The organism is Pseudomonas sp. AU12215, from assembly GCF_001675465.2.
GTDB classification, from domain to species: Bacteria; Pseudomonadota; Gammaproteobacteria; order Pseudomonadales; family Pseudomonadaceae; genus Pseudomonas; species Pseudomonas nitroreducens.
The window spans coordinates 1-11,597 of record NZ_MACM02000043.1 but is presented as its reverse complement, the minus strand read 5'-3'; the positions used below and the strand labels follow the sequence as shown (position 1 = coordinate 11,597).

10 protein-coding genes and 1 pseudogene are annotated in these 11,597 nt (G+C 61.1%); 7 read left to right on the top strand and 4 right to left on the bottom strand.

The window, feature by feature from the left end; genetic code table 11:
* A pseudogene (locus A9513_RS35440) lies at positions 1 to 127 on the top strand (IS30 family transposase); the annotation flags it as partial.
* Between the two features lie 222 nt (positions 128 to 349).
* Positions 350 to 1,273 carry a calcium-binding protein gene (locus A9513_RS10665; protein WP_065327385.1) on the top strand — a complete coding sequence of 308 codons (924 nt, stop codon included), beginning with the start codon at positions 350 to 352 and terminating at the stop codon, positions 1,271 to 1,273.
* A 243-nt stretch (positions 1,274 to 1,516) separates the two neighbouring features.
* Here A9513_RS10665 and A9513_RS10660 read toward each other — a convergent pair whose 3' ends face one another.
* On the bottom strand, positions 1,517 to 2,308 hold the full coding sequence (locus tag A9513_RS10660; protein ID WP_024765690.1) for a glycosyltransferase family 2 protein: 792 nt from the start codon (positions 2,306 to 2,308) through the stop codon (positions 1,517 to 1,519).
* A 319-nt stretch (positions 2,309 to 2,627) separates the two neighbouring features.
* Between A9513_RS10660 and A9513_RS34785 the strand changes: the two genes are divergently transcribed.
* On the top strand, positions 2,628 to 4,604 hold the full coding sequence (locus A9513_RS34785; protein ID WP_083196090.1) for a tetratricopeptide repeat protein: 1,977 nt from the start codon (positions 2,628 to 2,630) through the stop codon (positions 4,602 to 4,604).
* Between the two features lie 112 nt (positions 4,605 to 4,716).
* On the opposite strand, the gene eco is transcribed toward A9513_RS34785, so the two are convergent.
* From eco to A9513_RS10640, 3 genes are all read right to left on the bottom strand, one after another.
* Positions 4,717 to 5,199: a serine protease inhibitor ecotin gene (gene eco, locus A9513_RS10650; protein ID WP_024765692.1), complete on the bottom strand. Its 483-nt coding sequence runs from the start codon at positions 5,197 to 5,199 to the stop codon at positions 4,717 to 4,719.
* 110 nt (positions 5,200 to 5,309) lie between these two features.
* Positions 5,310 to 6,098, bottom strand: a complete 789-nt coding sequence (locus tag A9513_RS10645) for a tellurite resistance TerB family protein (protein ID WP_024765693.1) — start codon at positions 6,096 to 6,098, stop codon at positions 5,310 to 5,312.
* A 197-nt stretch (positions 6,099 to 6,295) separates the two neighbouring features.
* On the bottom strand, positions 6,296 to 7,012 hold the full coding sequence (locus A9513_RS10640) for a tellurite resistance TerB family protein (protein WP_065084717.1): 717 nt from the start codon (positions 7,010 to 7,012) through the stop codon (positions 6,296 to 6,298).
* A 250-nt stretch (positions 7,013 to 7,262) separates the two neighbouring features.
* Between A9513_RS10640 and A9513_RS10635 the strand changes: the two genes are divergently transcribed.
* The 4 genes from A9513_RS10635 to A9513_RS10620 all read left to right on the top strand — a co-directional run.
* Positions 7,263 to 8,174, top strand: coding sequence for a LysR family transcriptional regulator (locus tag A9513_RS10635; RefSeq protein WP_024765694.1), 912 nt, complete (start codon positions 7,263 to 7,265; stop codon positions 8,172 to 8,174).
* A 135-nt stretch (positions 8,175 to 8,309) separates the two neighbouring features.
* Entirely contained in the window at positions 8,310 to 9,806 is a 1,497-nt protein-coding gene (locus A9513_RS10630) for a gamma-aminobutyraldehyde dehydrogenase (protein WP_083196089.1), read from the top strand.
* A gap of 119 nt (positions 9,807 to 9,925) precedes the next feature.
* Positions 9,926 to 11,071 (top strand): putative ABC transporter substrate-binding protein YdcS, encoded by a 1,146-nt coding sequence (gene ydcS, locus A9513_RS10625; protein ID WP_065084715.1) that lies wholly within the window; start codon positions 9,926 to 9,928, stop codon positions 11,069 to 11,071.
* 246 nt (positions 11,072 to 11,317) lie between these two features.
* On the top strand, positions 11,318 to 11,597 hold a 280-nt coding region (locus A9513_RS10620; protein WP_141678374.1), incomplete at its 3' end, for an ATP-binding cassette domain-containing protein.

Here is an 11,597-nt window from a genome sequence, read left to right as displayed (position 1 = left end):
GCAGTTGGATGCCATTGCCTACGAACTGAACATCCGACCGCGCAAGCGCTTCAATTGKAAATGCCCGATTGAGGTCATGACAGAGGTAGTGGCGTTGCAGCATGATGCACCTGCTTCAATCCAGTAACCGTGTTGCACTCAGCTTCTGCAACCGCCCTCATTCAACAGCGGCGACACGATCTACAAATACTCATATGTTCCATTCTATAGCACGATATGGGACGGCGGCGGTATAGACACAATCGATCTCAGTAACTTCACATCCGGATCAAATCTAAATCTAAACAATGGAACCCGCAGCGACATATTTTTCAGACCCACCAACGAGACATTTGCATCGCACGTTTTCATGGGTGAGCGCGCTTTAGGCATCGCCTATGGAGCCAACATAGAGAATGCTCGAGGCACGCAGGGAAATGACACCATACAAGGAAATGAATTAAACAACATAATATGGGGGGAGAATGGTGACGATGTAATCTACGGAAACGCGGGAAATGACATCCTATATGGCGGCGCGGGCAATGATATTCTGGATGGCGGCGCAGGTAATGACATTCTCGATGGGGGCACGGGTACCGATACGCTCAGAGGTGGAACGGGCGACGACCGATACATCATTGACAACGTAGGAGACGTTATCATAGAGAACCCCGGAGAGGGATATGACTCAATCGAAATATTCGGCGCCTCCATATCTCAATACGCCCTCCCCGACAACATAGAAGGCATAAACTGCACTCAAGCCAGCGGCAATATGGCGCTAACTGGGAATAATTTAGATAATATAATAATAGGGACAAATGGTGACAATTTAATTACAGGCGGAAGAGGAAATGACAAACTTCAAGGAAACGGGGGTAGCGACACCTATATATTCAACAAAGGAGATGGCTCCGACACAATCCTGGAGGCTCAAAGAAGCACAAACCCATTCGACATTGACATTCTAAAGTTTGGCCAAGGGATAAACTTTGACCAACTTTGGTTTAGCAAGGAAAATATCTCCGGCTCGTTAGTTGTAAAAATCATAGGAACAAGCGACAAAGTTTCCATTGATTTCTGGTACCCCAGCAGCAGTGGGACCCCTAATTGGTCAGAGTGCTATATAGAAAAGTTCCAGACCAGCAACGGCAAAACCTTAAATTACGACAAGGTCGACCAATTAGTTAATGCCATGGCGGCGTTTTCACCTCCTGCACTTGGTCAGACCACCCTCCCCCCCAACTATCAGCAAGCACTTGCACCGGTTATAGCCGCTGCTTGGAGTTGACGTAGCTTCGGCGGTGCTCGCAAGAGCATCGCCATTTATATATCCATGGATCAAAAAATGCCAAAATTCAGCATAATACTTACCGTCTACAATGGAGAGCAATTTCTCAACATCAATACATGAAGAGATTCGCGAGCAGCGTGACGATCTTCTTCAGACCTGCCAACGTTTCTGGAGTGGAAAAACTGTGAAGATCAAAGTTTCATCTTTGGTGCCAACCTTGCGGCTCGCCTGTCATTTAATCTAACGCAACGACGCCGAGTCGAGCGCCTCACAGAAGTGCGGAAAGTGGCGCTCGACAAGTACGTCCGGCAGGATGAACTGTGGAAAGCTCTTCGATGAATTGTTTTTGTGTAGCACATGTAAGCACAAACCGGAGTCATCAACAGGAAGAGCGATGTGTGCACCCCTGTTGCGCGCCGCCGTTGCAAAAAGCCCATCCTCGTTGAAAGAAATTGGCTCGAACGGATGCTCGGCCCAGAGACGTTTCGTATAAAAATAGCTAAAACCGAATCCAAGATGGTTCTCGAGAAACGCCTGACTTCCTTCAGGAATTTCGTGAAGTGTAACCGGTCTACCGCTCCAACAGAAATGCAAACCGGCCTTGCACATCAGATCCCAATAGGCAAATTTTTTATACACTCTGCTATAGATGAAGAATGCGCTTAGCTTTACAAAGTCAGCCCCATGCAACCGCATCTGGCCAAGCATCGCTGCAAGATAATTTGGCGCATAGACTTCATCATCATCAAAGTGGGCGATAATATCGCCCCTGGCAATTTCATTGGCTAGATTGCGCTTCTCGCCGATTGTCTTTCGCGAAGGCAAATGTCGATAAACAACTCGAGAATCACTCAAGCTTTCCATAAAAGCACTTGGTTTATCACTGTCATCGATAACTACCCATTCCAGAGACTCTACACTTTGCGAGCAGAACGAACGATAAGCAAACGGTAGCAGCGACTCACGATTCCATGTGGGGGTTATGACGCTTATTGCGGGCTTAACCGCGACAGAATGCCGGCTAGGTGACATGCAAAAATCCCTCCTTTATTGATTTTTCATCCTATAGCGATACTCTCGAATAAGCATCTAACTGGAAACCTGTGTAGAGAACCAATTTCAAACCGTGAACCAACGCATGAACACACTATCAATTACAAACTCTTTACCCCCATTAAATCCCTCTGTCCCAACAACTAATAATCAAGAAGCTCAAAAGCCAGCACCGCCCTAACCTGGGACACTCAAATAAAATCTATCCCATACCTTTCAGGAATTCCTGACAGCAATTTCCGAATTACTTAAACGGAATTCCCCTGAAGATATCGGCATCCCATACCGGAGACATTTCATGCGCCAGCGCCAACCCAGACTGTCAGTACAAACCATTGTCGATGCGCTCAACAGCGGAGCCCCCGCTCGTGGTGAAGCTCTGGCGCGACAACTGCTTCGTAGCCAACCGCGCAACGCCGAGGCTCTTCATTTGTGCGGAGTCGCCTGTCTAAGCCAAGGCAAGGCAACACTGGCGCGAGAGTTGATCAAGCGCGCCCTAACCGTACGCAAGGATGCTACCTATTACTTGAATTTGGCTCTGGCCGAGCGAGCACTGAGCAATGACAACGCCGTGGAGGAGGCATTCCGGTGCTGCCTGCAACTACAACCACGGAATGCACAAGCGGCCAACAACCTGGCGAACCTCTGTAACAAGCAACGCCGCTACGCAGAAGCCGAACAATTTTACCGCCAGGCCATTGCCAGCAACCCCGGCTACCTCCTGGCCTACAAAAACTTTGGGAACCACCTGTGCGAATGCGGCCAAAGTGAGACGGCTATTCCCGTTCTTACTCAAGCACTCACGCTGGGCCCGGATAGAACCGACCTCCAACTGGAACTGGCCAGAGCGCTACGAAATCGAAAACGCTTCAGCGAGGCCGCTAAATGGTTTGCCGAGGCCAAGCAATGGGACGATTTGCAATTGGCTCTGCGCACACTGGGTAGCTGGCCCCAACTGGCAGCAGTTGACACTGAGCTTCTGCAGAAACTGCAAACATCACCACAGGATGCGTTCACCCCCTGGAGCCTGATCAACTTGCCCGGACTTTCCCCGGAACTACACCGTGATGCCGCTCGCCACTTTGCCGAGTCGCGCTGGTCACAGGAGCTGCTCGCCTCACCCTTGAGCAGCGAGCCCACAGAGGGCGAATGCCTACGCATCGGCTACCTGTCCAGCGACTTCTATGACCACGCGACGATGCACCTGATGATGGGCGTGCTGGAGGCGCACGACTGCGCCAGGGTGGATATCCACCTATTCGACTACAGCCCCGAGCGCGACGATGACTTCACCCGCCGCATCGCCGCAACTGGCCTGCACCGCCACAACCTGCGCGAGCTGTCCGACGAGGCGGCGGCGAAGCTGATCGCCGAGCAGCGCCTGCACATCCTGGTGGACCTGAAGGGCTACACCACCGGCGCACGCCAGGGCATCACCGCATTGCGGCCGGCGCCGGTGATCATAAATTGGCTGGGCTATCCGGGCAGCCTGGGGCATCCACGCCTGGCGGATTACCTGATCGGTGATCCGACCGTGACGCCAGCCGAGCACGCTGCGCATTTCAGCGAGACGCTGGCGCTGATGCCCCATAGCTACCAACCCAATGACCGGGACCGCCCCTTGAACCCGCCGCCTGGTCGAACGGAGGTCGGGCTACCGGAACAAGGCGTGGTGTTCGCCAGTTTCAACCAGTTGCTCAAGCTCAATCCGGGCGAATTCGACCTGTGGTGCCGATTGCTGCGGGAGGTGCCTGGGGCCGTGCTCTGGCTGCTGGAGCCCGAGGTCGAGGAGGCCCGCGACAATCTTCGGCGCGAGGCACAGCAGCGTGGAGTGGCCGCCGAACGCCTGATCTTCGCACCGCGCCTGAAGCAGGATGAACATCTGGCCCGTCTGTCCCTCGCCGACCTGGCCCTGGACAGTTTCCCCTGCACCTCGCATACCACGGCCAGTGATGCGCTCTGGGTGGGGGTACCGCTGATCACTCGACTGGGCGAGACCTTTACCAGCCGCGTGGCGGGAAGCCTGCTCAAGGCGCATGGTTTTGACGAACTGGTAGCGAAGGATGCAGAGGACTGCTTCGAGCGGCTGAAAGCCCTGGCCCTCGACGACAGCGCACGCACTGAGCTGCGCCAGCGGCTGTCGGCAGCGCGGATGGACTCGCCGTTGTTCGACACGGCGCGATTCACCCGTGATCTGGAAGCCTTGTACCAGGCAATCTGGCAGCACCACTGCACCGAGCCGGAAGAGCGCTCCGAGGTTGTGCTGGCGGTTTAGTTGCAGGACCGAGGGGGACGCCCAGTCCTTGCTCGCGAACCCACCCGGCGCCGGAGCCGGGGGAAGCCTGTTCGCGAGCAAGCTCGCTCCTACAAAAGCAGGAGCGGAAGGGTCACTCCGCGCGGGCGTGCTCGACCTTGTCGGAGGCGGACCAGAGGCGGTAACGGACTTCGACGTCTTTCGGCGCGTAGATCACGATGGGCAGTTTGCTGTTGTAGCGCAGCACGAAGCCTTCACCGATTACCGGGACGAAGTCCTTCTTGCTCTTGCCCTCGGGGCAGGCCATCAGGGTGCTGGCCGGGCCGCTGACCTTGTCCAGGCGGTAGTAGGAGTAACCCCAGCCTTCCAGGGTCTTCTCTTCCAGGGTGCCGCCCAGGCGCTGGCGGTTGCAGTCGACGCTCAGCGTCTTGCCGGCGAGGATCTCGACCTTGAAGTTCTCTTCATGGGCTTGCTTGGGCAGATGGATGACCTGTCGGACGAAGCCGTCCTCGGCCTTGGGATAGGGCGCGACGTCTTCCAGTTTGGCGGCGTTGGCCAGGGTGGCGGTAGCGCTGAGCAACAGCGCGGTGGGCAGGGTGAAACGAGCGAACGGCATGAAGCCTCCTTGCAGAATTGAGGAACGAACGCACCGCGAGGATGCGTTCGTCCGAGCCTCTCTGACCGTCAGATTGTACGAATGCTCCTACGGTCGTGCCCTGAGTTGTATCAAGCTACTTCACCACCGGCCTTCGCCTGCTGTTCCAGGTGCGCCTGGAGTTCCGGGGCGAGGTTGAGGTTGTAGGCCAATTCATCGAGGTAGGTGCGCTCGGCGTCCTGCTGGTCGTCCACCAGCATCACGCTGACCAGGTACATTTCCGCGGCCACGGCCGGATCGCCCTGGGCGGTTTGCGCGACGTCCGCGGCGTCCAGTGGTTTCTGCATTTCGGCGTCGATCCAGGCCTGCAATTGGGGCTCGCCGGCGTGGCGTTGCAGTTCTGCCTGGATCGCCGCCTGCTCGCGCTCATCGATACGGCCGTCCGCCTTGGCAGCCGCGAGCATGGCAGTGAGTATCGCGTGGCTATGGGCTTCGGCCTCGGGGCCATCGAGCTGGTCGACGGTGGTCAGCGATTGCTGCTGCGAGGGATTGGCATTCTGCTGGCGCTGCCAGTTCTGATAGGCCTGGTAGGCCATCATGCCCAGCGAGGCGAGCATGGCGTAGTTGACGCCGCCACCCGTGGAACGCCCCTGGGGAGCGCCGCCGGAACTGGCGCCGCCACCGAGCATGCTGCCCAGCACACCGCCCAGTCCGCCCAGCCCACCACCACCGGAGCCGCCCGCGCTACCACCGCCGAGAATCGAACCCAGTCCGCCGCCTCCGCCGCCGCCCAGCAGCCCGCCGAGCAGGCCACCCAGGCCACCGAGCGGGTCCGCGCCACCGGCGCCGCCCTGTTGCTGTTGCGCCGCCGAGCCCTGTCCGGCCCGCAGCAGTTGTTCCAGTAGATCGGTTGTGTTCATGACCAGTCCCTCGCCATCGCGCGGTGTGCGTTGGGCAACGATAGTCCCGCCACACCGACGCGCCAGCGCCGTCCGCCAGCCGGCCCGGAATGGTCGGGACGCCCGGCGACGGAGACTGATGCCCGGCACCATCGGGTGCCAGGCGAAGCGGCGCAGCCGCGCCCTTTATCCAGCGGATGCGAGGAAGGTCACGCCACTCAGGCGGGCACCGCGTCCAGCGCCTTCTGCGCCTGGGCTTCCAGCTCGACCTTGAGGCCGGCGTCGAGACTCAGCTGGCGCGCCAGTTCATCGAGGTAGGCGCGCTCCATGAAGTTGGTCTCGTCGACCATCAGCAGGCTGGCCAGGTACATCTCGGCAGCCATTTCCTCGCTGGTGGCAGCGCGAGCGACTTCGGCCGGGTCCAGCGGCTTGGCCAGTTCGCGCTCGAGCCAGCCTTGCAGCTCGACGTCGCCAGTGAGCTTGGCAATCTCGCCATCGATCAGTTGGCGTTCGCGATCATCGATATGTCCGTCGGCTTTCGCGGCGGCGACGATGGCCCGCAGGATCGCGTGGCTATGCTGCTCGACCTGTGCCGGCGGCAGGCGGTCAACGGTCTGCGGCTCGCCGCGCGGAGCGCTGGCCTGCTTCTGCTGCCAGTTGCCGTAGGCCTTGTAAGCGAGCACGCCCAGCGCCGCGAGTCCGCCATAGGCGACAACCTTGCCGCCCACCTTGCGCGCCTTCTTGCTACCCATCAGCAGGCCCAGCGCACCGGCTGCCAGGGCGCCGCCACCGGCGCCGGACAGCAGGCTGCCCAGGTCCAGGCCGCCCTTTCCGCCTTGCGCGCCCTGGCCGCCGCCCTGCTGGGTCAGGCCCTTGTTCTGCATCAGTTCCTGCCCGGATTTGAGCAGTTGGTCGAGCAGGCCACGTGTGTTCATGGCGATCTCCGCTAGCTATCGAGATGAAAAGTCAGGCCCCCGACTCTAGCTCGCAGTCTTGTCACAGCGCAGACGCAGAGTGCTTCCGGATATTGCGGGCCTTTGCCGGCGGGTCCGCAGGGCAAATAGGCCGCTTTCATTCGATTAAAAAGAATGCTCCTATAGATTTTCGATAATCAACAATGAAATGCGCCGAGACTGGCTAGACAAGGCTCTAGATCGAGGCTCCGCGCACCAGCGGCCAATCACCATGATGACGCTCCGCCAGATCCGCCACTTCATCGCCGTTGCCGAGACCGGCTCGATCTCCGCCGCTGCCCAGGCAGTGTTTATTTCCCAGTCCACCCTGACCCTGGCCATCCAGCAACTGGAAGAAGAGATCGGCGTACGCCTGTTCGACCGCCACGCCAAGGGCATGACCCTGACCCACCAGGGCCACCAGTTCCTGCGCCAGGCACACCTGATCCTGGCCACGGTGGAGAACGCCAAGCGCAGCCTGCAGCAGAGCACCGATCAGGTAGCCGGCAGCCTCACCATCGGGGTGACCAGCCTAGTGGCGGGCTATTACCTGGCGGACCTGATCAACCGCTTCCAGCGCGCCTTCCCCAACGTGAAGACCCGCGTGGTGGAGGACGAACGCCCGTACATCGAGCACCTGCTGGTGAGTGGCGAGATCGATGTTGGCGTGCTGATCCTCTCCAACCTGGAAGACCGCCACGCCCTGCAGACGGAGGTGCTGACTCACTCGCCACACCGCCTCTGGCTGCCGGCGCAGCATCCGCTGCTGGAGCGCGACAGCATCGCCCTCGCCGATGTGGCGGGCGAGCCATTGATCCAGCTGAACGCTGACGAGATGGGCCTGCATACCCAGCGCATCTGGTCGCGCGCCGGGCTGGTGCCGCAGGTGACGCTGCGCACCGCCTCGGTGGAAGCGGTACGAAGCCTGGTGGCGGCGGGCCTGGGCCTGTCGATCCAGCCGGACATGACCTACCGCCCCTGGTCGCTGGAAGGCGACATCATCGAGGCGCGGCCGCTGGTGGACTTGTCCGAACCGTTGGATGTCGGCCTGGCCTGGCGTCGCGGCACCGCGCGGCCGGCACTGGTGGACCCGTTCCTCACCGTCGCCCGAGAGCAGCCGAACGCCAAACGCCTTTCGATCTAGAGACTTACAGCGTTCGATTTAATCGAACGGCGCTTTCAGTAATTAGAATTTGTCGACCCCACGCCCGGACTCTAGTCTCTCGTCCCATACCAAAGGGCCAAGTTCCGGGCACCGCCCCTACGCCGGAGCACGCACATGGCCCCCGAAAACAAGACAGATAAAAGACGAGTTTCCAAGATGACCGGCGCAACCCTGCATACCGCCTTGCTGATCGACGGCCAACTGGTCGCCGGCGAAGGCATGGCCGAGCCGATCATCAACCCGACCTCGGGCGAGACCCTCATCAGCATCGCCGACGGCTCCATCGATCAGGTCGAACAAGCCATCGCCGCCGCGCACCGCGCCTTCCCCGCCTGGGCCCGCACTACACCCGCACAACGTTCCGCCGCGCTGCTGGCCATCGCCGATGCCATCGACAAGCGCGCGAACGATCTCGCCCAGCTGGAATCGCTGAACTGCGGCAAGCCACTGCACCTGGCGCGCCAGGACGACATCCCCGCCACCGCCGACGTGTTCCGCTTCTTCGCCGGCGCCGTGCGCTGCCAGCAGGGCCAGCTCGCCGGCGAATACGTGCCCGGCCACACCAGCATGGTGCGCCGTGATCCGGTGGGCGTAGTCGCCTCCATTGCGCCGTGGAACTACCCGCTGATGATGGCCGCGTGGAAGATCGCTCCCGCGCTCGCCGCCGGCAACACGCTGGTGTTCAAGCCGTCCGAACACACCCCGCTGAGCATCCTGGCGCTGGCGCCGGCATTGGCCGAGATTCTTCCAGCGGGCGTGATCAACATCGTCTGCGGCGGCGGCGAAGGCGTCGGCAGCCATCTGGTCAGCCACCCGAAGGTGCGCATGGTCTCGCTGACCGGCGACATCGTCACCGGGCAGAAGATTCTCCAGGCCGCCTCGCGCACGCTCAAACGCACCCACCTGGAACTGGGCGGCAAGGCGCCGGTGATCGTCTGCAACGACGCCGACCTTGAAGCCGTGGTCCAAGGCGTGCGCACCCACGGTTACTACAACGCCGGGCAGGACTGCACCGCCGCCTGCCGCATCTACGCGCAGGCCGGCATCCATGACCGCCTCGTCGCCGAACTGGGCGACGCCGTGGCGAGCATCCGCTTCGCCCGCAAGCGCGACGCCGACAACGAGATCAGCCCGCTGATCAGCGCCCGCCAGCGCGACCGCGTGGCCAGCTTCGTCGAACGCGCCCTCGGCCAGCCGCACATCGAACGCGTCACCGGCGCCGCCGTGCATTCGGGCCCCGGCTTCTACTACCAGCCGACCCTACTGGCCGGCTGCAAGCAGCAGGACGAGATCGTCCAGCGCGAGGTGTTCGGCCCGGTGGTCACCGTGACCCGCTTCGATCAGCTGGAACAGGCGGTGGACTGGGCCAACGACTCAGAATACGGCCTGGCCTCCTCGGTGTGGACGCAGAACCTGGACAAGGCCTTCCAGATCGCCAACCGCCTGCAGTACGGCTGCACCTGGATCAACACCCATTTCATGCTCGCCAGCGAGATGCCCCACGGCGGGCTCAAGCGCTCGGGCTACGGCAAGGACCTGTCCAGCGATTCGCTGCAGGACTACAGCGTGGTGCGCCACATCATGGCGCGCCACGGCCAGCAGCTGGATTGAACCATCCGGCGGGGTCGCCCGCCGGCACATAAGAAACGCCCCGACGCCAAGCCGTCAGAGGGCTGTTGCTCGATTGAACTGCCCCACCAATAGAGACAACAACGAGAGGGAGACACCCGATGCGCAAGACCGCACTGCTCAGTGCCATCACCACCGCCCTGCTGGCCAGCGCCGGCGTCCAGGCCGCCGAGGCCCTGAAGGAAGTCGGCCAAGGCGAAGGCCGCCTGGACATCATCGCCTGGCCCGGCTACATCGAGCGCGGCCAGTCCGACAAGAACTACGACTGGGTGACCCAGTTCGAGAAGGACACCGGCTGCCAGGTCAACGTGAAGACCGCCGCCACCTCCGACGAGATGGTCAGCCTGATGGCCAAGGGCGGCTACGACCTGGTCACCGCTTCGGGCGACGCCTCCCTGCGTCTGATCTACGGCAAGCGCGTGCAGCCGATCGATCCGTCGCTGATCCCCAACTGGAAGAACATCGACCCGCGCCTGAAGGACGCCGCCTGGTACGTGGTCAACGGCAAGACCTACGGCGCGCCGTACCAGTGGGGCCCGAACCTGCTGATGTACAACACCAAGATCTTCCCCACCGCGCCGGACAGCTGGAAAGTCGTGTTCGAAGCGCAGAACCTGCCCGACGGCAAGCCGAACAAGGGCCGCGTGCAGGCCTACGACGGCCCGATCTACGTCGCCGATGCCGCGCTGTACCTGAAGGCCACCCAGCCCGAGCTGGGCATCACCGACCCGTACCAGCTCGACGAGAAGCAGTACGCCGCCGTGGTCGATCTGCTGCGCAAGCAGCATGACCTGATCCACCGCTACTGGCACGACACCACTGTGCAGATGAGCGACTTCAAGAACGAAGGCGTCGCTGCTTCCAGCGCCTGGCCGTACCAGGCCAACGCCCTGAAGGCCGAAGGTCAGCCGATCGCCACCGTGTTCCCGAAAGAGGGCGTCACCGGCTGGGCCGACACCACCATGCTGCACGCCGAAGCGCAGCACCCGAGCTGCGCCTACAAGTGGCTGAACTGGTCGCTGGAGCCCAAGGTTCAGGGCGACGTGGCGGCCTGGTTCGGTTCCGTGCCGGCCGTGCCGGAAGGCTGCAAGGCCAGCACCCTGCTGGGCGGCGAAGGCTGCGCCACCAACGGCTACAACCAGTTCGACAAGATCGCGTTCTGGAAGACCCCGGTGGCCGAGGGCGGCAAGTTCGTCCCGTACAGCCGCTGGACCCAGGATTACATCGGGATCATGGGCGGCCGTTAAGGCAGGAATTTCCCCGCCGCGCCTGACTGGCTCCCCTCTCCTCTTCAGGGAGAGGGGCTGGGGGAGAGGGTGAAACCGCTGGCTCCGATGCCCGGCCGCCCTCTCTCCAACTCTCTCCCTGAAGGGAGAGGGAGCTGTTCGGCGCATAGCCCCACCCGAGTACCACATCCGTACCGATTCACCCGTATCTCAGATTCACGGGCAGGGCTCCCCTACGCCGGATTCCTGCCCCTTGGAGCGTGCACCATGACCACCCCCGCTGTTCAATTCACCCAGGTCTCCCGCCAGTTCGGCGAGGTGAAAGCCGTTGACCGGGTGTCCATCGACATCAAGGACGGCGAGTTCTTCTCCATGCTCGGCCCGTCGGGCTCGGGCAAGACCACCTGCCTGCGCCTGATCGCCGGCTTCGAGCAACCCAGCGCAGGTTCCATCCGCATCCATGGCGAGGAGGCCGCGGGCCTGCCGCCCTACCAGCGCGACGTCAACACGGTGTTCCAGGACTACGCGCTGTTCCCGCACATGAGCG